Source organism: Coleofasciculus sp., assembly GCF_046565525.1.
Taxonomy (GTDB): Bacteria; Cyanobacteriota; Cyanobacteriia; order Cyanobacteriales; family Coleofasciculaceae; genus Coleofasciculus.
In genome coordinates, this window is the sequence record NZ_JBKHUP010000008.1 from 78,975 (window position 1) to 101,904 (window position 22,930).

Consider the following 22,930-nt stretch of genomic DNA (forward strand, 5'->3'; position numbering starts at 1 on the left):
GTGAATATGGAGGAGGTCGAACAAAAAAATTTGATTCTCTTAGCTTGTCATTTTAACGGTTCAAATCTAACCGTTATCCCCCTCTAACTCCTCCAGTTTAGATGGGGGATTCTCCTGAGAGTATCGATTCAATACGGAGTTGCGGCTCATTGTAGGAGCATATTTCAGACGTAGCCTATTACCTCCAGGACGCAGGGGAAAGATTAGCTAATTTTATGCTGACAAGAGAAAGGACTAATGGAAAATGTGACCGCTTTACAGGGTGTCTACAGACGATGACTACTAATTTTTGCTAAGGTAGTGTTGACAATTTGAAATGATTAGGACGTATTTCTGGGCAAGCTTACTGTCTTAAGCAGTTGAGGAGAGCATCTCATTCATTAGACTCATTTATTAATAATATCAGCAAACATGGTGGTTAAAATGGCTCCAGTTTTAATATCATCCCCCGTAACAGAACAAGATCAACACGCTCTCCGGCAGGTTTGGCAAACCTTGGGTCCCGATAGTTGTCCTCGTTCCTACAATTTCCATTGTCATACTACGGCTTCTGATGGTCAGCTTCATCCCAGAACGTTAATTGAACAAGCCATTGCCATCGGTCTGAAAGGGTTTGCTATCACTGATCATCACACAATCGGTGGTTATCAAATCGCTAAAACCTATCTAGATTCCCTCCAGCACTCTTTACCCACTCAGGCAATTCCTCACCTCTGGACTGGCGTAGAAATCACTGCTCGCTTATTAAATACGGATGTTCATATCTTGGGCTATGCTTTTGATCCCCACCATTCCAGCTTAAAGCCTTATCTCAATGGCAAAGCCCCCCAACATCAGCAGGCTGAAGCGGCAACTGTAATTGATGTTTTGCATCAGGCAGGTGGCTTGGCGGTACTGGCTCATCCCTGCCGTTATAGGCGTTCAGCCCATGAACTCATTCCCGCCGCCGCCAACATGGGAATTGATGGAGTAGAAACCTATTATGCTTACGCTAACCCCGATCCTTGGCATCCCAGCCCTAAGCAAACTCAGCAGGTGAAACAGTTAAGTACCACCTATAATTTGCTCAATACTTGTGGTACAGATACCCACGGTTCAAACTTGCTACGGCGTTTGTAAACTACCCAACACTAACCCTTCCGTGTAGAGACGCGCCATGGCGCGTCTCTACAATCAGTCGAAGATTGGAACCTTTAGCATTTCATCATTCAAATTGGTCGCAAACGTGTCACCTTCAAGGTAAAAGAACCCCCTCCCGTCTCTCCAAAAGCACGGACCCGGATAATATAGGTTCCGGTTTCAGTAATCCGGGAAAATAACAACGAATTCGTCGTGCCATCAGGACCATCATCATTTTCGGCAATAGTCGAGCCATCAGAGGCTAGGAGTGTGACAATTGTGTCAAAGCTATCTGAAATCAAATCAATAGCCACTTGGTCACCAGCACTCAATTCGAGGGTGTAGTCCCGGGCAAACCCGCCCTCACCCGTAGGAATATCTTGCTCAGTGAGGGTATCAGAGATTTCATTACGCTCAGGAATCGGAATCGGATTATACAGTTGATTTTGCGCTCTCACTGCCGCCGCAGTTAAGCCCACTGTCAACCAGGTTATAGGAACAAGCAGAGCAAAGCTAAAACGAGCGGCAAAGGCATTCATCATAGAAAAAAAGCATTCATTTAGGCTAAACGAGTCAACAAATTCGCAGGAGTCCCCAGGCTCAACGAATTAGTATGAGGGACTCTAGGGTAGTTATTGATGATTTGGCAGTTATTGATGATTCGGCACTCATGATCATCACCGTCGAATATTGAAACAACACCACTCTTGACGCTTCCATAGGGTAGCCACTGTCCAGTTATGTTGTTCTAGGGTATCAGCAATGGGTTTCGCCTGATCCAACAATATCCCGCTAATAATTCCCCAACTCTTAGGACTTGCGATCGCACTAATTCCGGGAATGAGGTCAATAATCACTTCTGCCAGGATATTACAGAGAATACCATCAACCTTTTTCCCATTCAAAAGATGAGACAATAGATCAACACTACCTTTCTTCACCACTAAGCGATCGGCACTTATCTGATTCAGTTCTCGGTTGCTGCGGGCGGAGCGCACGGCTAGGGGATCAATATCCACCGCCAAAGCTTTTTTTGCCCCCAATAATACAGAGGCAATGGATAAAATACCCGATCCACATCCAACATCCGCAATAACTGGGTGGCTATTATCATAACTGATTCGCATTTCCAAGGCTTCCAAGCATAGCTGCGTGGTAGGATGGGTTCCTGTACCAAATGCCGCACCCGGATCGAGACGCAACAGCAGTCGCTCGGTTTGTTGAGGTACAGATAACCAAGCCGGATAAATCAAAAAGCGATCGCCAATTTCTGTTGGTTCCCAATACTGCTTCCAACTGCTTGCCCAGTCTTCTTCATCAATCAAGTGCCACTGGGTTAGGGGGATTGGCAATCCTACCGTCAGCGCATCTTGGCGCAACCATAGGGAAAGTGCTGCCAAATCCAACAGATGTGCCTGATTTTGGGGTAAGTGCGCTCGGATCAGTTGAGAGTGTCCTTTGCTTTCACAGGACATCCCTCGACAGCCGAAACTCTCCAGTCGCCAGAAGATTAAATCCTCCAAGGATGGATCACTCAAAATTGTAATTTCCCACCAGCTATTTGCCATACGATTTCAGATTTTAGATTTCAGATTTTAGATTGAGGGAGAGCCGTTGAAAACCAATAGATACCGGAGAATCGTTGTTCTACTGTCTGAGTTATCCAAAATCCAAAACCCAAAATCCAAAATTGACGTGACTACAGTGTTACCGTATAAGCGTCCCTAATACCAGGAACTTTGGTGATTTCGGTCAAAATTCCCTCCGGTAGGGGATCATCAATGCTCAAGACCATTACAGCATCACCTCGGACAATTTTGCGACCGACCTGCATACTGGCGATATTCACATTAAAACTACCCAGCAGCGACCCAATTTTACCAATAATTCCCGGCATATCGCGGTGCAGGGTAAAAAGCATGTGGTGACTCGGTGGCACATTAATCGGAAACTCGTCAATACTGGTGATATGAATTTCACCATCGCTCAATAGCGCTCCCGTCACCGAATGTTCACCCAAGGAACCCTTAGCCGATAGCATCAGCGAACCACCAGAATAATCTTGAACCGAAGCATCGCGGGTTTCAATCACCCGAATTCCCCGCTCTTTTGCCTCTATTGAAGCATTAACGTAGTTCACCCGCTCACGTAAGGCTTGGGATAATAGTCCTTTGAGAGAAGCTACCACTAATGGCTGACTATTATTTGTGGCTAACTCACCCTGTAACCGGACATTCAGCAGTTCAATCCGCCCACCCGCTAACTGACTGACTAAATTTCCCAGGGTTTCTGCCAAACGCATGTACGGTTTGAGCTGTTCTAACACATTAGGCGATAATCCGGGAATATTGACAGCTGAACGGGCAGGTAATCCTAAGAGGACATCACGAATTTGTTCAGCCACATCAATGGCAACATTAACTTGGGCTTCTGCTGTTGAGGCACCGAGGTGAGGCGTGAGGATCACTTCTTTGCCCAATTCTCGGAGGGGAGATTCTCCCAGGGGTTCTGACTCAAATACATCCAGTGCTGCCCCAGCTATTTTACCTGTCTTTAACGCTTCTGAGAGAGCCGCCTCGTCAATTACTCCACCTCTAGAGCAATTGATAATTCGAGCCGTTGGTTTCATTTTCGCCAAGGCTTCGGCATTAATTAGATGAGTGGTTTCCGGGGTTTTGGGAATATGCAGGGTGACGTAATCGGATTCTCGTAATAACAAATCCATATCCACTAGGCGACAGCCTAGCTGATCCGCTCGTTCCAGGGAAATAAAGGGATCATAAGCCAGTAGCTTCATCCCCATGGAACGGGCGACTGTTGCCACATGGGAACCAATTTTACCCAAACCCATAATACCCAGGGTTTTTTTGTAAACTTCGGCGCCGATAAAGCGTTTACGATCCCATTGACTATTTTTCACCGACTGATTGGCTTCTGGGATATGGCGTGATAACGACAGCATCATCGCTAAAGCGTGTTCAGCCGCAGCAATGGTGTTCCCTTCGGGGGAGTTAACTACCACAATACCCTGACGGGTAGCCGCCGGGACATCAACGTTATCAACGCCAACTCCTGCACGTCCAATAATTTTCAGTTGTTTGCCGGCTTCGATGATTTCTTGAGTCACACGAGTGCCAGAGCGAATCATCATGGCATCATAGTCAGCGATGATACTAACGAGTTCCTCAGGCGATAGAGTGGTTTTCACATCAACCTGAGCCACTTGGGAGAGGATATCAATTCCAGCTTGATCAATGGGATCGGATACAAGTACTTTAGACATTGCCAGTAGAAGGGTTGAAATGAGCTACACCGATTGCGCCTTACTGTAAATTAATATAGGAGTGCTTATCAACTACACAACAGGGCTATCGCCGGACAATCGCGATGACTGACCGCAGTAGGTTATTGTAACGGTAAAGGGGTCAGTACTTACCACATTGACGGAAAGATTTAAACTTCCCTGAGTTTAAGTGGGTGTTGACCATGATGCCAATCCTCAACCCCCAACCCCAAAAACCCGCTCAAATTCCCGTGGATTATGTGTTACCCTAGCTAGCTAGCTAGTTAAGAGTGGTTCGAGCGATCGCGCACCGAGGTTGAACGACTGTTCCAATCCATCACACAAACATTTGTATCCAAAAGGTAGCGCATTCCTGGTCAAAAGAACACCCGATTCCTCACTAATTTTGTGAGCCAACCATTCTTTTTCTGGAGCGCAAAGGTGATAGACAAAAAATTCATGTTTCTTGCGCTTGGGCAACAATTGGCATCTAAATCAACATTTGTAGGGGTACGATCCTATCCATTCGTGATCTATTCAAATTCCCCCAATACAATAGAAAATACAATTATTAAGCACGGGTGTAAAAACAAAAATATCGAGACTAGATATATCCAAAATTTTTCTCTAAAAATTGATAGCGGTGCTTGAGCCAGTTGCTTAACGTCTTCTTCGCTAAATCTTCGTCCATTCTTTGGGCGCAAGGATGGTGCCCCTACAGTTAGGTGTATCGCATCGACTTGGGAATTGCTATAGCAGTACAGGGCATTTCATCTACCTGCCCACTTTCTTAATATGTTCTTAGGTGTTAGGATTGAGGTTAGGCAAAAATGAAGAGTAAGGCTTAATTTTTATCTGAATGGCGCTGACTTTAGGGTTTGTAAGGCGTTTATGGCGAAGACAGCGCAACTACAAACCTAGTGTGATTCATTTAAGTGTCAAAGCCTCTGTAATGATATAGCTCTACCTGATACTATGAACTACCTGATTGCTGTCCTGAAAAATCGCATTGAAGCCGAAGAAGCTTACACGGTTCTGGAAAAAAGGGGCTTACCGATGAATCAAGTCACGATTCTCGGTAAAGGTTACCAAAGTGCTGATGAGTTTGGCTTGATTGACCCTAATCTCCAGGCGATTAAGCAAGTTAAGCAACTCGCCTATTGGTTGCTCCCCTTTGGTTTTGCGGCGGGATATGCCTTTAATCTACTCACAGCGATTGAAATTCTACCTATAAGTCCCATAGGCAATCATATCATTGGCGGTATCTTCGGTGCGATCGCGGCAGCCATGGGCAGCTTTTTTGTGGGCGGTGGTGTGGGTATCGCCTTGGGTAGTGGTGACGCACTCCCCTATCGCAATCGCCTCAATCAGGGGAAATATATAATTGTTGTTAAAGGTTCAGAGGACTTAATTCGCCAAGCTACGCCTTTATTGAAAAAGTTTGAGCCGGAAACGATTCAAGGCTATACCCAGTGACAGTCCAAGGTGATATTAAAACCTTGTTGGGTAGACAAGAAAACAATTGGTTTAAAGATTAAGCCGTTCGAGTCAGACGGCTCAACTTAACCATTAAATTCAAAAGGTTAAATCCTCTACAACTATCGCTGAATGAATCACAGTAAATCGATGCGGCTATCGTGAATCCAGCAGCGATTATCGGGGCTGTGGAACCAGGATTCACCATCTCGAGCTACGGTGCGATTATCAATCTCAACAAACACATTCCCAGGTAAGAGTTTAACAATTTCTCCCCAAGGCGTGGCGCGACAGTTAGACATTTCCCCGGATGAACCCAAAATCTTGCCCATACGCGGAAAGACATCTGCATCATCAGGGAGATTTTCATCTTCGTGATAGAGGTTGTCTAAATCGGGTTCAGCTTGAGCGATAGAGTGTTCTGAGAAAACGGGTTTGTTGAGTAAACTGATACCGATAAAAGCAAGGCTACCCACTAACCCCGTAGCGATTGCAACGAACAACGGAAAATAAATTCTGGGTGATTTCATCATCGGATACTCTACAATGAAAGGATGAATGTTACTCGGCTGTATTTGGGGATAAACCCGCACACCAAACTTGAATTTCCTGAAATGAACCCTGGTTAATAGTCCAGTCTTTCTAATAGGATTTTTACGGCTTGGATAATCGCATCTGGTCGATCCACCCAGACAAAATGACCGCTGTTTTCAACCGAAAGTTGCACGTAATTCGTCGAGAGTTTAGCCAACTCATCGTGGATGCGATCGCGTAACTGATTCGCGGCTTTTAATGGCATCAAAACGGTTAGAAGTGAAGGAATGAAAAATGAAGAGGCTTTAATACTAACAATCGGCAGATCCTTAAGATGACTAGCGCAGCGGACTTGGCGACCACTTGTATCTAAACTCAAGATTTCTCGTGTCATCGTTACCCAGTGTTTTGGGCGACAGAAAGAACGTTTTACCGCTTGACGGGAATCCAGGGAAAATTGACGTAATTTCGGTTTAATTAATTCAAATACGCCAATTATATTTAGCAGACGAATGATGCCCAATGTTGCTCCCAGAACGGACATGATAAAGCCTGACGCAAAGAACAATTGTAATCCGCGCAGGATTAGGGGCATTTTTAACATCGCTGATTCATGTAACCCGTCGGTCAGGACTAATCCTACAACTTTTTCAGGGTAGCGATGGGCGTAAAGACGCATATTGTAACTGCCAAAGGAGTTGCCCACTAAAATATAGGGAGGTTCCAAACCCGCCCGGTTCAACATCTGGTCAAGTTCGGTGACAATCTGATTACTGGTGCGAGGATGGGGGCTGTGATCGCTCCAGCCAAAACCCGCACGATCATAAATACAAACCCGCGAAAGTTGCGCCAATTCATCCACCAAAAAATAGCCCTCAACTCCACCCAAACTATGATCGAGTACAACGGTTGGATATCCGGTTCCTGCTGTAACGTAATGCAAGCAGAAACCGCCCACATCCACCCGTTGACCCGGTGGTGGTGTACGATCTTCTCGCCAGCAGGCGATCGCTTGATACAAGGTTGTAGCCGTTAGGATTAAAATTCGCAGGTAAAACAGTGACATAGGAGTAAGTCAGAGTAGGATAGAGTGTTCAGTTCGGTTCATCGGCTAGTTTCTATTCCCAAACAAATAACTTTAGCAATTTTTTCAGAGATGAAATATAATAACAAAATTATGCATAATTCATAACTCATCATTACTCATGCTGCCACGAGAGGATTTACTCAAAGGCGTCGAAAATCGTGATACGGTTGCCCGTGTAATTGATCAAGCAGAGCAAGCCATCAAAACTTGGGAAGTGGTGTTGAGCGATTTCCTCTCACCGCCAGTGCTAGTGGAAATTCAGCAGCAGTTTGCGCGGTTGACAGAGGTACAACTTTTGCCATGGGGGGGATATCCTCAAGCTGAACGTCAACGTCTGGGGATCGCCCGTGAAGAATTACCTCTGGATCAGTCTCAAGTTGAGGTAGCAGCGTTAGATATTGAGGGCAATTTCCTGTTTGATCCAGCCACCCATCGGGATTTCTTGGGCGCGATTCTGGGTACGGGGATAGTTCGAGAAAAAGTCGGCGATATTATTGTTTTGGGTGAACGCGGCGCTCAAGTGATTGTGGTTCCAGAAATTGCCGCATTTCTGGAGACGCAGCTCACTCAAGTGCGTTCGGTTCCGGTGAAAGCTCGACCCATTGAGTTGAGTCAACTCAAGATTCGAGAACCGAAGAAGAAAGAAATGACGACAGTTGAAGCATCAATGCGCCTGGATGCGATCGCGTCAGCCGGATTTGGCACATCCCGCAGTAAAATGGCAGATATGATTGGCGCAGGTGATGTGCGGGTAAACTGGAAAGAGATTAGCCAAGCGAGTTACTCGGTTAAATCGGGTGACTTAATCGCGATTCGGGGTAAAGGACGTTTGCAAGTTGGAGATGTTGCTATAACCAAAAAAGAGCGTTACCGTATCCAGTTAACCCGATTCATGTAAACCAACTCTCCCTAACAATTGCTCCAGCAGCATTAGGTTAAAAATTGATGACAGACTCAGTAAGCCATCAGCAGGAGGATCTTCCCGTCGAGATGCAATCATCTAAACTCAAGCCGAGCTTTTCTTGGCAAGGGATCTTTTCTTTGCTGATGTTTTTTTATATGTATCTGCCAATTTTGGTCTTGACATTTTACAGCTTTAATGAATCAGCCTATAGCGCTAATTGGCAGGGATTTACGCTGGAGTGGTACATTAAGTTATTTAGCGATACGCGGGTGCTGAAGTCATTGCAAAATAGCTTGACAGTCGCTTTCGTTGCTGTGATCATTTCCGCCGTGATTGGCACATTGATGTCAGTGGGGTTAGCCCGTTATCAATTTACGGGGAAGGGGTTATATCGCGGTGTGTCTTACTTACCGTTGATTATTCCCGATATTGCGATCGCGGTGGCAACTCTGGTGTTTTTGGCGGTGATTGGCACGCCGTTAAGCTTGTGGACGATTGTGGCGGCACATGTGGTATTCTGTCTGGCATACATTGCCTTTGTTGTCTCTTCGCGCATTTCTAGTCTTGATCCGTATTTGGAAGAAGCAGCACTCGATTTAGGGGCGACTCCATTTCAAGCGTTTATTAAAGTGTTGTTACCAGAATTGATGCCTGCCATAATCGCGGGATGTTTAATTTCCTTTGTTCTGAGTATGGACGATTTTCTGATTGCTAGCTTTACGGCTGGAACCGGCTCTACGACTCTACCGATGGAAATTTTTAGCCGCATCCGCACTGGCGTGAAACCGGATATTAATGCCTTGAGTGTGATTTTAATTGTCGCCTCTGGGGCAATTGCATTTGTGGGTGAGTTGCTGCGCTATCAGGGGGAAAAGAAGCGGCTGCAATAGTTATTTGTCATTTGTTATTCGTGATTTCTTAGAAAATAGTAAACCATTAATCATAAAAAAATATAGGCTATTTGTCAACTATTAGGACTGTATTCCCCAGAATTGGCGAAATGTATTAAAATTTGTAAATATAGAGAAATAGGATATAGCGTTTAAAACTGTCCGACGAAGCTGGAAATAAGGAGGGGAGAAGTGGAAGCTACCATAAACTGTGCTGAAGCCTGCGTCAATGGTTGCGTATTGGGTGATAAATGTCCCAATAAGGAATATGCGGCTAAAGCCTCAACGTTTATCAATGAGACGTCATTGGATAAAATGCATGAGATGGCTGAGGAGGCGCGACGGAAGAAACGGATGGAACCACCAAAGTGGGTGATCCCTGATTTTCCAGAGTAGTTGGAATTGCATTCAACTCACATCTTGCACTAGTCTCAATCAGCGAATTTTATGTAGGGTGGGCAAGAGTTATAATAAGAGTATAGTTTGTTGCTCTTACCCACCACACAGCAACTTAGAGTTGATTAGAATTGAAAATTCACTAAGAAGGGATGATTGTGAATGATGATAAGCACCTATACATAAATTTGTCAACTGAATTAAGGGGTGTCAATATTTTTTTTCATTATTTACCATTACCCGTTTTATTCTTTACCTTTTTCAACAAAATTCTTTAAGCTAGATAGTAATAAATCCCAAATATTAAGCATCTCAGAGTACATTTTTTCAGAATTTAAGTTCTTATGTTCCAGTTGAAGATTTGTTCCATTGTCAACTTCATCAAGAGTATAACAAATAGTTAACTGATTTTCTGGCGTTCTATTTGTCCCGTGATTATCGCTCCAATATGTATATTGAAATTTTTGATTAGGTGTTAAGATATCAATGGTTCCATAATCAGTAAATTCTTCACCGTTGTTGTTTCCTTTCAGTAAAATATCACTACCCACTTGCCAATCAGATATAACCTCTTTCAGGGGATAATATTGGATTATTTTTTCTGGATTTGTCAATGCATCAAATAGTAAAATTGGCGGTGCACTAATAAACAGGCTTTTTTTTATTGAAAAGCTCTTCATGATTTCTTGTCCTTATGCTGATTGGAGAAAGGCAGGGAGAGAAGGGGCGCTTGGGTCATCTGTAGTACCATTACAGGGGTTTCAGACTCGATGTGATACACCCTTTCCAAGAGTAGAATATCGCTTTCATGGTTACTGTACTACACCCTATTAGAAACTGTTATGTCAGGCTTGGCATAACAGATCCCTATTTTTATCGGGTAGGATGTATTCGTTGCATAACTAAACAGAGATGGTATAACCAACAAGGGTAGGCGCGATCGCACTTTCTGTTGCCTTAACCCAAAATCGCCCCAACTGTGGCACTCTGAGAGAATAGAGAAAATAAAGATAGTCTGACTACAGAAATTATCCCGATAGGTTATGCAAACACTTCCAACCCCTCAAACTGCCCCCAAACCCCCAGCATTAGATACCGTTATCCACCGTCGCCAAACCCGCCCAGTGCGAGTCGGGAATGTCACGATTGGTGGCGGACATCCGGTGGTGGTGCAGTCGATGATTAATGAAGATACGTTAGATCTTGAGGGTTCAGTGGCTGGGATTCGCCGCCTCCATGAAATTGGCTGTGAGATAGTCCGAGTCACGGTTCCCAGTATGGCGCACGCCAAAGCCCTCGCCCAAATCAAGGAGAAACTGATTCAGACGTACCAAGAGGTTCCCTTGGTGGCTGATGTTCACCACAACGGGATGAAAATCGCCCTAGAAGTCGCCAAGCATGTGGATAAAGTGCGGATCAATCCAGGGTTATATGTGTTCGAGAAACCAAAGAGCGATCGCACAGAGTATACTCAAGCTGAATTTGAACAAATTGGCGCAAAGATTAAGGAAACCTTAGAACCCCTTGTCGTTTCCCTACGAGATCAAGGGAAAGCCATGCGAATCGGCGTGAATCACGGTTCCCTGGCGGAACGGATGCTATTTACCTACGGCGATACCCCAGAAGGGATGGTGGAATCTGCGCTGGAATTTATCCAAATTTGTGAATCCCTCGACTTCCGCAATCTAGTGATTTCCCTAAAAGCTTCCCGTGTGCCGGTGATGCTGGCGGCGTATCGGTTAATGGTACGGCGCATGGATGAGTTGGGGATGGATTACCCCTTACATCTGGGTGTCACAGAAGCCGGCGATGGGGAATATGGACGGATTAAGTCTACAGCGGGTATTGGTACGCTCTTAGCCGAAGGAATTGGTGATACCATTCGCGTTTCTCTGACGGAAGCACCAGAAAAAGAAATTCCGGTTTGCTATAGCATTCTTCAGGCTTTGGGACTGCGGAAGACGATGGTGGAATATGTCGCCTGTCCTTCCTGTGGTCGCACATTGTTTAATTTAGAAGACGTACTGCACGAAGTTCGGGAAGCGACGAAACACCTGACGGGTTTAGATATTGCTGTGATGGGTTGTATTGTCAATGGTCCAGGGGAAATGGCAGATGCGGATTATGGCTATGTGGGTAAACAACCCGGTTATATTTCCCTGTATCGGGGACGGGAGGAGATTAAGAAGGTGCCGGAAGATAAGGGGGTTGAGGAGTTGATTAATTTAATTAAAGCGGATGATCGTTGGGTCGATCCCTAAGATGGTCGGGGTACGATATATCGTACCCCTAAAATCACATTAATTAGACATGACTAAATGATAATAATATTGACAAAGCCTTTTCAACGAGTAAGCCAACCCAAGCAGATTAAATTGTTGGGTTTCGCTTACGCTCTACCCAACCTACAATAACTTTGTAGGGGCACCATCCTTGCCACCCGTGTCAACTTAAGCCATAACCCTTACCAATTCTGGTTTACAGCCATTCAAGGAAGGCATAGCCTCAACCGAGGTATTTCCTTATCGAACTTGGTAACGAAAGTATTTTACTTCCCTTGCTTCCCCTGCTCCCCCTGCTCCCCCCGCTCCCCCTCCCCCCCCCGCTTCCGCCCGCCCCCCCCCCCCTCCCCCCCTCCCCCCCCCCCCTGCTCCCCCTGCTCCCCCTGCTCCCCCAGCTCCCCCAGCTCCCCCAGCTTCCCCAGCTCCCCCCGCTCCCCCCGCTCCCCCGCTCCCCCTGCTTTTAGCGCTTAAGTTGACACCAATGAAGGCTTGCGCCCGCCCATGATAGAGAGGTAAACTATGTCGTTTAGCAATTATAAAAGTATTGGCGTAGTCGCTAAAACCTTTCAGATTAAGTATGTTCGGGACAATTTCATTGCTGAGCTTGAATTTGACGTCAGTGATAGTTTTAGGAATGAATTAGAGCTAATTTTAAATGAGGGGGTGTTTGATAATTCAGAAAGTGCTATTTGCGAGACGATTATTTATCCAATATTAAAAGAAGTTTGGAAAGCTTATCGCCGTAATTTTTTGCTCTGGAGTCACCAAGCACTAACTTATGATGAAAATTTATCCGGGACTCCTGATTATATCGTGGCAAAGCGCTCTCCCCTGGGTACAGTCGTGTTCGATAAGCCCTATTTCGTAGTCGTTGAGGCAAAGAAGGAGAGTGACTTTACTGAAGGATGGGGGCAATGCTTGGCAGAGATGGTGGCGGTGCAGAGAATTAACAATGATCCAGAACAAAGGATATTTGGTATTGTTTCCAATGGGGCAATATGGCAGTTTGGTCAACTGATTTCTGATAACTTTACCCAAAATAAAAGGTTTTATACAATTCAGAACTTGGAGCGGTTATTTGCTGCCGTTAATTATGTTTTTCAACAGTGTGAGTTACAGTTGGATCAGCAATCGTAAATAGTTATACCCTATTTCTTAGCAATTTGTACAACTTTGTTCCAGATGTAGCCTGCTACATCTGGAACAAGAATAATGGATAATTAACAAATCCTAGGTAATTGATCACCTACTAGCATATCAACGATACGTTCCGCACCAAAAGCGGTTTGCAGTAATACAACTCCGGTAGGTGAGTCAATCACTTCACCCACAATACAGGAATCCTCTCCGGCTGGGTGAGACTTCATTGCAGATACTACAGATTCGGCGTGCGATCGCGGTACAATAACTACCAGTTTCCCTTCATTGGCTAGATATAACGGATCTAATCCCAAAATTTCACAAACCCCCCTTACCTCTTCCCGAATCGGAATCGACGCCTCATCCAAACGAATGCCAACTTCCGAACTTTGGGCGAATTCATTTAACACTGTAGCAACACCACCGCGAGTTGCATCCCGCATCGCATGAATTTGGGGACAAACCGCAAGAATTGCATCCACTAACCCATTTAACGGTTGACAGTCGCTTTTAATTTCTGTTGATAATGCCAATTCCCCACGGGCGATTAAAATAGCCGCACCATGATCTCCCAATTGACCATTAATAATCACCGCATCACCGGGTTGAATATGATGGGCGGAGATAGAAACACCTTCTCTAATAACACCAATTCCGGCTGTATTGATAAAGAGTTTATCGGCAGATCCGCGATGGACAACTTTGGTATCGCCTGTTACCACTTGCACCCCAGCAGCATCTGCGGCTGTTTTCATACTTAAAACGACTTGCCGTAATGTTTCGACGGGTAGCCCTTCTTCCATAATCATGCTACAGGTTAGATACAGGGGTTTTGCCCCACTAACCGCTAAATCGTTGACGGTACCATTAATGGCTAATTCACCGATATTACTACCAGGAAAGAATAGGGGATCGACGACATAAGAATCCGTGGTAAAGGCTAATCGATCTCCTTGAGTAATTAGTTTTGCTAGGGGGATTGTGGCTTGATCTTCGAGTTGAGAGAGGATGGGATTATCGAAACTACCGACAAAAATATCATCAATTAAATCCCGCATGGCTTTACCACCACTACCATGTGCCAGGGTAATGGCGGTATCTTTAACTTTATTGGGGCGGCGTCGGATTTGTTCGATTTTTTGGAAGAGAGGATTTTGGTTATTGGTCATTCGTTAGACGCGATTCAATTGAGTAAAGGGCGACGCGATTCCATTGAGTGGAATAGTGTTGTTAATTGATGCAAGCGGGTCGCCCCTACAGGGGGTTAATTGATGCCGGCTGCGGCTTTGGCGACTTTGGATAGGCGTCCATATTTGTAATACGCAGCACAAGCCCCTTCTGAAGATACCATACAAGTCCCAATCGGGTTTTCGGGTGTGCAAGCTGTACCAAAAACTTTACATTGCCAAGGTTTCATCACACCTTTGAGGATTTCTCCACATTGGCAAGCTTTGTGATCAGCGACTTGGCGATTGGGAACGGTAAATTTTACTTCTGCATCAAATTGGGCGTATGTTGGGCGTATTTTAAACCCAGAACTGGGAATATCACCGAGTCCTCGCCATTCAAATTTTTGCCGTACTTCAAAGACGGTATTCATGGCGTTTAAGGCGACGCGATTTCCTTGGGGTTGGACGATCCGATCATATTGGTTTTCTACCTCGCAGCGTCCTTGAATGAGTTGCTGCAAGATCATCCACAAGGATTGCAAAATATCTAAGGGTTCAAAACCAGAAACAACTATTGGTTTTTGGTAGTGTTGGGCAATAAATTGATAGGGTTCTGTACCAATAACCATGCTGACATGACCCGGACCAATAAAGGCATCGAGTTGTAAATCTGGATTATCTAATAAGGCTTGTAAGGCGGGAATGACTAGAACATGATTGCAGAACATACTGAAGTTTTTGATCCCTTCAGTATCGGCTTGCAGGATAGTTAAAGCCGTACTAGGGGCGGTGGTTTCAAAGCCAATTCCGAAGAAAACGACTTCTTTATCCGGGTTTTCTTTAGCGATTTTTAGGCTATCTAGGGGAGAATATACCATGCGAATATCCGCCCCAGCTGCTTTGGCTTGGAGTAGACTTTTCTGGGAACCGGGAACCCGCATGGCGTCGCCAAAGGTGGTGAGGATTACGTTAGGATAGTCTGCGATCGCGATCGCGTCATCTAGGCGTCCCCTGGGCATTACACATACGGGACAGCCGGGACCATGGATTAATTCAATGGTGTCGGGTAAGATTTCTTCGAGTCCATATTTAAAGATGGAATGGGTATGACCACCACAGACTTCCATTACTTTTAGCGGTTGGGTTGGAGTTTTGCCTAATTGAGTGGTTAAAGTCTGGATTTCTCGCAGTAGGGCTTTGGCTTTTTGGGGATCGCGAAATTCGTCAACGTATTTCATGGTTAGTTATTTGTCAATTATCATTGGTCATTGGTCATTTGTCTACATTTGCTATGATTTATAACGTAGTCGGGGCGGGTTTAGTCAAGTTAGATCTTTTCTGTGAGAGGTTATCCGTAAAACCCGCCCCTACATTTATTCGGCTAAGGCGAGTTCTTGGAGTAATTGTAAGGTTTCGGCGGCTTCTTGTTCGTCAAGGCGATTCATGGCAAAGCCGACGTGGACTAATACCCAATCGTTAACACAGGAGTCAATGGGATGATTTTCATCAATAATGCAAGCAATATTAACCTGACGTTGGACGCCGCCAATATTGACCATGGCTAATTGGTGTTCTCTGTTGGTTATTTCAGTAATTTGACCGGGAATGCCTAAACACATTTTCCTATTGTCCTTTATTCGTTGTTCGGTGTATTTTGTCCTGGGTAAGCCGAGGTATAAACCCACATTTACTTATAGTTAAAGCTACCTTGACATCCATCTAAATCTGCCCCAACAGATGATTGTGCTGCTGCAATTACCGCTTGTCCTAAAGATAGTCCTCCATCATTGGGTGGAACGACGCTTTGAGTCAATACTTTCATACCCATCTTCTCTAAATTTTCACTGACTTGTGTCAATAAAATCCGGTTTTGAAATACACCCCCGGTGAGGATAACGTGATTGCTGATTAAATCAGGACTTAACTGCTGAACCATATTCGCGATCGCATCGGCTAATCCTTGGTGAAATTTTGCGGCAATGAGAGACTTTGGCACATTTTGCTTTAAATCTTCCAGTAATGCAAGCCAGAGAGGACGAGGTTCTAGTTCAAACGGAGTTCCCTTATCTAGGTTGCCAATCTCGAAGGGATACACCGCCAATTCTTTAACATAATTTAAGCTATCCTGGGTAACTAAGGCTTCCATTTCAATCGCGGCTTGCCCTTCATAGCTACATTCTGCCCGACAAATGCCCAACGCCGCCGCCACTGCATCAAATAATCGTCCGGTGGATGAGGCGAGGGGTGCGTTAATCCCTTTTTCCATTAGCTGATTGAGAAGGGGACGGGGTTTTTGATCCAGAAATTGGATTAAGTCTAAATCCCCATACTCCTGTTGTAACGTTTCCCAGTTCAATGCTGCCATTAAGTGGGCGTAGGTATTGCGCCAGGGTTGATAAATTGCCTGTTCTCCGCCAATCATGGCGATGGGTTTAAATCTGCCTAATCGTTGGAATTTGCGATAATCGGCGTATAGGAATTCTCCACCCCAAAGTGTGCCATCTTCACCATAGCCTAATCCATCTAAAGCAATTCCTAATACAGGGGAAGTATTGAGTGGGATACTATTTTCTGCCATACAAGCAGCAATATGGGCATGATGGTGTTGGATAGGATGTAAGGTGAGATGATTGGCGGTAGCGAGTTCTTGTCCGAGTTTGGTAGAGAGGTATTCGGGATGTTTGTCTGTCGCGATCGCGCTGGGTTTATGTTCAAATAGGTTTAGGTAGAGATTTAGGGTATTCTGGTAAGCGTTAAATGCTGCCGCATTTTCTAAGTCTCCTAAATGTTGAGATAAAATCGCTTTTCCATCTCGCAATAAACAGAACGTATTTTTCAGTTCACTCCCCATCGCCAGAATCGGCGGACAATTTTCAAATCCTGGGGGTAAAGGAATGGGTTGGGGTGCATATCCACGGGCGCGGCGTAGGGTTTGAATTTTGACGTTTGATGTGGGGCTGGGCGAAGCATTCGCGTTGTCACTTTGCCATGACACCGATAGATCGGGGCGCGAATGCTTCTCCCCTACGAATTCCCCTACGAATTTCCCGGCGAATTTCCCGGCGAATCCGGATATAACTCGCACAACGGAATCATCAACCCGATTAACAATATCGCGGTTATGCAGGAGAAAATAATCGGCAATTTTGCCTAACTTTAAACGGGCGTCTTGATTATCGATACATTGCGGTTCATCGGAGAGATTACCACTGGTTAAAATAATCGGATAATCCAGCCGTTGCAAAATCAAATGATGGAGGGGAGTATAAGGTAACATGAATCCCAGAGTTGTTTGTCCCGGTGCGACTGAAGCGGCGATTTTGGGTGTAGAGACGTTGCATGCAACGTCTCTACAATTGTCGCGATTAGAGATAACATCGATTAAAACAATAGGGGCGGCGGGACTTTGTAATAATTCCCGTTCTTTAGCATTTAGAGTACAATATTGTTCAATAACCTCTAAATCTCGCGCCATCAAAGCAAAAGGTTTATGATAACGTTGCTTACGCGATCGCAAGTTTTGGACAGTGGTTTCATTAGTGGCGTCACAGGCTAAATGAATCCCCCCTAATCCTTTAATCGCCACAATTTTTCCCTGTTGCAATAGGGTACAAACGGTATCGATGGGGTTAGATGTATCAATCTTTTCACCATTCGCCCCTTCTAACCATACCCTTGGGCCACAAATGGGACAAGCAATGGGTTGGGCGTGAAAGCGGCGATTTTCGATATCAAGATATTCCCTGGCGCAATCGGGACACATCCCAAACTCAGCCATGCTGGTATGCTTACGGTCATAGGGAATCGAGCGAATAATCGAAAGACGCGGACCACAATGGGTACAATTGGTAAACGGATAACCATACCAACGCGATCGCGAATCCAGGGTTTCAGCTTGACATTGGGGACAGGTGGCGGCGTCAGGGGGAATTTGAGTTTGGACGGTACTATTGACACTTTTGGCAATGGTAAAGTCACAGAAAACGCGATCGCCTTGATCGGGAGTACGGCTAATCGATTCAATTCGGGCAAGGGGTGGGCACTCTAGCTGTAAGCGTTGCACAAAATCTGCGATCGCGTCTGTTGTTCCTGATACGTAAATTAAGACGCCTTGACCATCATTACAGACTTCTCCTACTAGATTACACGCCTTTGCCAAACGGTACACAGTTGGGCGAAATCCCACCCCTTGTACTGTACCCCGTACACGAATTTCTTCCTGGCTGATTGGGGATGGATAATTATTTATTGCCATTAACTTTGCTCCCCTAACGTTTATGAGCGCAAGGATGGTGCCCCCTACAAGGTTAATGTATCAATTTCAGCTTGCCAAGTCAGCCGTGGTTTTAATTGGGTTTGTAGTAAGGGAATCTTAGCCTAAATTATAGAGAAATCAAGACTTTAAAAATCGCGAATTCATCGTATTCTAAAACACTCGTTCACCGTAATCGTACAATTAGGAAAAGCGAGAATATCAATAGACTGTTGCCCTTTTAGAATTAACTGAAGTTGGTAACCATCTACTTGAGGATCTCTAAAAACGTGGAGTTGCTGTGTTGTCACATTAAAAACCCAATAGTCAACAATACCCCCTGCCGCGTAGAGATTGGCTTTAGTCCCTAAATCTCGATTGATTGTGGTATCAGCAATTTCGACAATCAGGTAAACCTCCTCTGGCTTAGGATGATCGTCTGCATAAAAGTTAGCATTGGGATGGACAACGGCAATGTCAGGTTCTGGTTCTGAGTAGGTATTGAGTTGAATCGGATCTTGCAGTCGTACTAAGACTTGATCCCCCAGAAGCTTTTCCAAACATTTTTCAAGGCGTTTACAAAGTGCGCTATGGGCAGGACCTTTGGGCATTTTCTGAATTATTTGTCCGGCGATGAGTTCAACCTGTTCATCTGCTGCTAAAATACCGACCTCTGCCATTCGATGGTAATCAGCCGTAGTAATCAGGCGAAGATTGGTAAGTGGAAGGGGGGTTACAGTCATAGGTTGGATATCAGCTTTGAGCTTAATTTTATTATAAGCTTATGGCAATTGAATTCCGAATTCCTAGTCAAGGCGTAAATGCGTCTGTTTTATAACTTATTTTACCAATCAGCAGTCCGCAATAGACAACAGCGGTGTCTATTGCGGACGACTAAACGTAACGTGTATGAGTTAACTAGAATGAGTTAGAATAGCTCAAATAACTGATCTATTCCCTAATTTCTAATCACCTTAAATGCGCGTTATTATCCAGCGAGTTAAATCTTCTCAAGTAACAGTTAACGGTGAAGTCGTTGGCAAAATTAATCGAGGGCTAAATTTGCTAGTGGGGATTGCGGATAGCGATACTGAAGCCGAATTGGATTGGATGGCGCGAAAATGCTTGGATTTGCGTTTATTTCCCGGAACCGATAGCGGTAGCGATCGCTGGGAAAAGTCGGTTCAGGAGATTGGCGGCGAATTATTGGTGGTGAGTCAGTTTACCCTGTATGGGGACTGTCGTAAAGGACGTCGCCCTTCTTTCTCGCGATCGGCGAATCCAGAACAGGCGGAGAAGCTTTATCAGCAGTTTGTGGAAACGTTGCGCCAGAGTGGGTTACGAGTAGAAACTGGGGTATTTGGGGCGATGATGCAAGTCTCCATTGAAAATGATGGACCCGTGACATTGCTGCTGGATCGGTAGATCATGGAAACACGAGACTACTGTCTTTGGTATATACTGTGACTACACAGTTCTCACCCCCTGGAAAAACAACTCAAATCCGAGAAGGGGTAGGTGTTTTTTCAGAACAAGGTAAATTTCCGGCTGTATCCCCCGCGAGTCTTGGGTTTGAGGACATGACTTAAAAAACGACTCTCTCGGAATTTTTGAAATGCTTACTGGTGCTGGATTCTGGCTGTTTTGGAAAAAGGTGTCTATTGTCTATCAAAGTCTGAAATGCTATATTAAGTGGAGTCTCTCGGAATTGAACCTTGAAAACTATATATATCAAGCGTTTCAGAGGTTGGCAGTCAAAACCTTACTGAATCCCTATCAGGGATTGAAACAAAACGTCATTATTTACGTCCAAAGTAATCTCCAACAGTCAAAACCTTACTGAATCCCTATCAGGGATTGAAACCTATTCAGATGGCGATTTTACAGGTCAATTCGGCTGTCAAAACCTTACTGAATCCCTATCAGGGATTGAAACAAGATCAAGAAAAACGATGTAGTCATTGTCACAAAGTCAAAACCTTACTGAATCCCTATCAGGGATTGAAACACCGAGCATTTTTGACCTCTACTAAATTAATTGGTCAAAACCTTACTGAATCCCTATCAGGGATTGAAACAGCTATGGGAATTCCCATGTCATTAGACAGTGAGGTCAAAACCTTACTGAATCCCTATCAGGGATTGAAACAGCTTATACCCCACCATGGGTTGCAACTTGGTCATCATGAATCACCTGCACCATCGCAGGGGTAATCCAAATCGGTTCAGCCATCTGCTAACTCTCGCATGGCATTGCGGTACTGCGATGCCCCCTGCTGGTAAGCCGTCATCACCTGCTCGAACTCAGGATCATAAGCCATCAACTTAATGCCATCCTCCATCACCACCAGGGTTAGTGTATCCCCTTCCCTTAAATTAAATTTGTCCAAGATTTCCTTAGGAAACGTGGTGCCAATGGAGTTGCCCACTTTCCGTAGTTTTATTTCCATGATTTAATTCTCTACTGACGTTATTACTATTGTAATCACGCCAATTACCAGACAAGCAAGCCAAAAACGAATGGAGTCCAGTGCGATGCGCTCTAATACCAAATCCGAGTTAGCTACCCCCGTTATAACCTAGTCCGCGCAGGCGGACTTTGTTTGTGTAGCAGCGATTTCAATCGCCGTGGAAAAAGGGGGTGATCAAGGCGGATTTGGTATAACAGCAGCAGCTTGTTATCTTGAGTCGGTGATTGTCATTTGTCATTTTTCATTCGTTATACATTCTGTAGGGGCGGGTTTCACTACTATCCTTTTTTCTCTCACTCAGATGCAATTAAACCCGCCCCTAAACCCAACCTTAGACACAAGGTTCCGGTTTCCGTAAGCGAAGGGTCAAGTCGGGGCGGGTTTAGTTCAGTTAGTGGTTTGAGCCGATGCGTTATTAGTAAAACCCGCCCCTACACATTCAAAACTCAAAACTCAAAACTTATTGTCATGTAAGATTCCATGTAGCCCTTACGCCTGATAAAGATTCCGATGTAGATTATCAACTTCCTCCAAGGCTTTTTCAACTCCTCCTTCGGCAACACTCCTAACGTAGTTAAGTTTGATTTCCTCTAGCATATCTATAAGTAAGGATTCAATTTGCTGACGGTTTTGCTTCTTCTGTAATTCTGCCTCTAGCGCGTCTTTGAATTTCCCCATCAGACGGCTGGTTAATTCTACTCCCACTGGATCTTCAAGAGCCTTGACTAGGTTGTTGTAAGCGGATTGAGAAAGGTTTTTAGACAATTCCTCTGTTAACTGATTAGGCAAGTGACTCAACCCTGGCACATTCCGTATTTGCTGATAAACAACGGATTGGCTGAGGGTACTCTCCAGGCTGTGATGGACTAAAGCTTCTATATCTGGCTGGACTTGAGGGAGAACTTCATATACACTCAGATTAACCAGGCGAGTCGCGATCGCATTGACCTCATTTGTTTCATTCACTTCAATATAACGTCGGCGAGACTCAGGATAAAACAGCCAGCGTGCGACTTCACCCTTTTGAATTGACTCTTGCATTTGGTCAATCACCTGAACGCCGATAATTTCAGCAATTTCCTCAGCAAAACTTATCGCAAAGTCATAATTAAGTTGCTTCCGAAAAGGTTCCAGATTCAATAACTCAGTTTGATAGAGACGAATGATTACTGGAATAACTCGCAACCACCGCCAGAAGGGAAGCACCAAGAAAAGGTCATACCACCGCCGCAAAATCGCTTCCAGCCAGTTTAATTTGAGCTTGCGACGACTGCTATAGTAGGTTCGTGCTAAAATTTCTAGGGTAAATAGAATGATAAAAGGTAAGTCAATTAACCAAAAATAATCAACCAAACCGCCAAATCTGCCAATATCTCGATAGTAATTTCTCTCAATCAGGGAGCGAACTTCTGTATTGAAAAATTGAATAGATTCCTGCCATCCTGCCTGAGATAGATACGCAGAACTCCAAAATATCCTCAAGGCATCACTAGCATAATCCTCTCCTACACGAGTCCGCATTTTCTGTTGAATTTTTTCTAGCGTATTGCTTTTATTCGCTCCTTGGAACGGATTGTCTGCAACGAGTCGATGACTAAGTTGCTGCAATTCCTTTAGTAATTTTTCTGACTGCGGCGATTGCAATCCTGCTTGCGAAACCTCTTCTTCCAGTGCGTTTACTGTGCTGAGATAGTTTTGCGTTTCCGGATGGGGTTCAATACCCTTAACCGGGTCATAAATTTTGACCAATCCTGGAAAAAATTCTAGATAAAAGTCACGTAAGGTTATATAACTCAGGTCAAAAAAGAATAGAAGCAAATTCACTACAGCCAGGATAGCAATGAGGCGTTCAAACCAGGATGTTCTTAGTTCAGAGTTAGAGGTTTTTCTTCTAGCTAGTTTGGATGACATATATGTACGGCTGCTA

The 22,930-nt window shown here is 44.7% G+C and carries 21 protein-coding genes and 1 CRISPR repeat array; of the genes, 8 read left to right on the forward strand and 13 right to left on the reverse strand.

Annotated features, from left to right (window positions below; all coding sequences use genetic code 11):
* Window positions 1-411: 411 nt before the first annotated feature.
* Complete coding sequence (locus ACLGGO_RS04455) at window positions 412-1,119, forward strand: PHP domain-containing protein (protein WP_446336932.1); 708 nt, start codon at window positions 412-414, stop codon at window positions 1,117-1,119.
* An 89-nt stretch (window positions 1,120-1,208) separates the two neighbouring features.
* Here ACLGGO_RS04455 and ACLGGO_RS04460 read toward each other — a convergent pair whose 3' ends face one another.
* The 3 genes from ACLGGO_RS04460 to serA all read right to left on the reverse strand — a co-directional run bounded on the left by ACLGGO_RS04460 (window position 1,209) and on the right by serA (window position 4,402).
* On the reverse strand, window positions 1,209-1,661 hold the full coding sequence (locus tag ACLGGO_RS04460; protein ID WP_446336931.1) for a PPC domain-containing protein: 453 nt from the start codon (window positions 1,659-1,661) through the stop codon (window positions 1,209-1,211).
* A 135-nt stretch (window positions 1,662-1,796) separates the two neighbouring features.
* The gene (gene prmA / locus ACLGGO_RS04465; RefSeq protein WP_446336930.1) at window positions 1,797-2,687 is read right to left on the reverse strand and encodes a 50S ribosomal protein L11 methyltransferase; all 891 of its coding nucleotides are present in this window, start codon (window positions 2,685-2,687) and stop codon (window positions 1,797-1,799) included.
* A gap of 131 nt (window positions 2,688-2,818) precedes the next feature.
* Window positions 2,819-4,402 (reverse strand): phosphoglycerate dehydrogenase, encoded by a 1,584-nt coding sequence (serA, locus tag ACLGGO_RS04470; RefSeq protein WP_446418416.1) that lies wholly within the window; start codon window positions 4,400-4,402, stop codon window positions 2,819-2,821.
* Between the two features lie 975 nt (window positions 4,403-5,377).
* Between serA and ACLGGO_RS04475 the strand changes: the two genes are divergently transcribed.
* Window positions 5,378-5,878 carry a hypothetical protein gene (locus tag ACLGGO_RS04475; protein ID WP_446418417.1) on the forward strand — a complete coding sequence of 167 codons (501 nt, stop codon included), beginning with the start codon at window positions 5,378-5,380 and terminating at the stop codon, window positions 5,876-5,878.
* A gap of 137 nt (window positions 5,879-6,015) precedes the next feature.
* On the opposite strand, the gene ACLGGO_RS04480 is transcribed toward ACLGGO_RS04475, so the two are convergent.
* Both ACLGGO_RS04480 and ACLGGO_RS04485 read right to left on the reverse strand, forming a co-directional pair.
* On the reverse strand, window positions 6,016-6,411 hold the full coding sequence (locus tag ACLGGO_RS04480) for a hypothetical protein (protein WP_446418418.1): 396 nt from the start codon (window positions 6,409-6,411) through the stop codon (window positions 6,016-6,018).
* A gap of 92 nt (window positions 6,412-6,503) precedes the next feature.
* Window positions 6,504-7,478, reverse strand: a complete 975-nt coding sequence (locus tag ACLGGO_RS04485) for an alpha/beta fold hydrolase (protein WP_446418419.1) — start codon at window positions 7,476-7,478, stop codon at window positions 6,504-6,506.
* A 139-nt stretch (window positions 7,479-7,617) separates the two neighbouring features.
* Between ACLGGO_RS04485 and ACLGGO_RS04490 the strand changes: the two genes are divergently transcribed.
* The 3 genes from ACLGGO_RS04490 (at window position 7,618) to ACLGGO_RS04500 (ending at window position 9,689) form a co-directional block, all read left to right on the forward strand.
* Window positions 7,618-8,397, forward strand: coding sequence for a photosystem II S4 domain protein (locus tag ACLGGO_RS04490; RefSeq protein ID WP_446418420.1), 780 nt, complete (start codon window positions 7,618-7,620; stop codon window positions 8,395-8,397).
* A gap of 47 nt (window positions 8,398-8,444) precedes the next feature.
* Entirely contained in the window at window positions 8,445-9,293 is an 849-nt protein-coding gene (locus ACLGGO_RS04495; RefSeq protein ID WP_446418421.1) for an ABC transporter permease, read from the forward strand.
* Window positions 9,294-9,485: 192 nt separating this feature from the next.
* Window positions 9,486-9,689 carry a hypothetical protein gene (locus ACLGGO_RS04500; protein WP_446336923.1) on the forward strand — a complete coding sequence of 68 codons (204 nt, stop codon included), beginning with the start codon at window positions 9,486-9,488 and terminating at the stop codon, window positions 9,687-9,689.
* A 245-nt stretch (window positions 9,690-9,934) separates the two neighbouring features.
* Here ACLGGO_RS04500 and ACLGGO_RS04505 read toward each other — a convergent pair whose 3' ends face one another.
* Window positions 9,935-10,369 carry an SRPBCC family protein gene (locus tag ACLGGO_RS04505; RefSeq protein WP_446336922.1) on the reverse strand — a complete coding sequence of 145 codons (435 nt, stop codon included), beginning with the start codon at window positions 10,367-10,369 and terminating at the stop codon, window positions 9,935-9,937.
* Between the two features lie 363 nt (window positions 10,370-10,732).
* Between ACLGGO_RS04505 and ispG the strand changes: the two genes are divergently transcribed.
* Both ispG and ACLGGO_RS04515 read left to right on the forward strand, forming a co-directional pair.
* On the forward strand, window positions 10,733-11,950 hold the full coding sequence (ispG, locus tag ACLGGO_RS04510) for a (E)-4-hydroxy-3-methylbut-2-enyl-diphosphate synthase (protein ID WP_446334961.1): 1,218 nt from the start codon (window positions 10,733-10,735) through the stop codon (window positions 11,948-11,950).
* A gap of 540 nt (window positions 11,951-12,490) precedes the next feature.
* On the forward strand, window positions 12,491-13,108 hold the full coding sequence (locus ACLGGO_RS04515) for a hypothetical protein (protein WP_446418422.1): 618 nt from the start codon (window positions 12,491-12,493) through the stop codon (window positions 13,106-13,108).
* Window positions 13,109-13,191: 83 nt separating this feature from the next.
* Here ACLGGO_RS04515 and hypE read toward each other — a convergent pair whose 3' ends face one another.
* The 5 genes from hypE to ACLGGO_RS04540 all read right to left on the reverse strand — a co-directional run bounded on the left by hypE (window position 13,192) and on the right by ACLGGO_RS04540 (window position 19,275).
* Window positions 13,192-14,280, reverse strand: coding sequence for a hydrogenase expression/formation protein HypE (hypE, locus tag ACLGGO_RS04520; RefSeq protein ID WP_446334958.1), 1,089 nt, complete (start codon window positions 14,278-14,280; stop codon window positions 13,192-13,194).
* 95 nt (window positions 14,281-14,375) lie between these two features.
* Window positions 14,376-15,518, reverse strand: a complete 1,143-nt coding sequence (gene hypD / locus ACLGGO_RS04525) for a hydrogenase formation protein HypD (RefSeq protein WP_446418423.1) — start codon at window positions 15,516-15,518, stop codon at window positions 14,376-14,378.
* Between the two features lie 135 nt (window positions 15,519-15,653).
* Window positions 15,654-15,899: a HypC/HybG/HupF family hydrogenase formation chaperone gene (locus ACLGGO_RS04530; RefSeq protein ID WP_446365873.1), complete on the reverse strand. Its 246-nt coding sequence runs from the start codon at window positions 15,897-15,899 to the stop codon at window positions 15,654-15,656.
* Between the two features lie 68 nt (window positions 15,900-15,967).
* Window positions 15,968-18,535, reverse strand: a complete 2,568-nt coding sequence (gene hypF / locus ACLGGO_RS04535) for a carbamoyltransferase HypF (RefSeq protein ID WP_446418424.1) — start codon at window positions 18,533-18,535, stop codon at window positions 15,968-15,970.
* Window positions 18,536-18,696: 161 nt separating this feature from the next.
* Complete coding sequence (locus ACLGGO_RS04540) at window positions 18,697-19,275, reverse strand: Uma2 family endonuclease (RefSeq protein ID WP_446418425.1); 579 nt, start codon at window positions 19,273-19,275, stop codon at window positions 18,697-18,699.
* 235 nt (window positions 19,276-19,510) lie between these two features.
* Between ACLGGO_RS04540 and dtd the strand changes: the two genes are divergently transcribed.
* Window positions 19,511-19,957, forward strand: a complete 447-nt coding sequence (gene dtd, locus ACLGGO_RS04545; protein WP_446418426.1) for a D-aminoacyl-tRNA deacylase — start codon at window positions 19,511-19,513, stop codon at window positions 19,955-19,957.
* Window positions 19,958-20,285: 328 nt separating this feature from the next.
* Window positions 20,286-20,682: a CRISPR direct-repeat array (repeat unit 38 nt; unit sequence GTCAAAACCTTACTGAATCCCTATCAGGGATTGAAACA).
* 75 nt (window positions 20,683-20,757) lie between these two features.
* On the opposite strand, the gene ACLGGO_RS04550 is transcribed toward dtd, so the two are convergent.
* Together ACLGGO_RS04550 and ACLGGO_RS04555 are read right to left on the reverse strand one after the other, a co-directional pair.
* Window positions 20,758-20,982 (reverse strand): AbrB/MazE/SpoVT family DNA-binding domain-containing protein, encoded by a 225-nt coding sequence (locus ACLGGO_RS04550; RefSeq protein WP_446334951.1) that lies wholly within the window; start codon window positions 20,980-20,982, stop codon window positions 20,758-20,760.
* Between the two features lie 510 nt (window positions 20,983-21,492).
* Window positions 21,493-22,914: a hypothetical protein gene (locus ACLGGO_RS04555; RefSeq protein WP_446418427.1), complete on the reverse strand. Its 1,422-nt coding sequence runs from the start codon at window positions 22,912-22,914 to the stop codon at window positions 21,493-21,495.
* Window positions 22,915-22,930 lie beyond the last annotated feature (16 nt).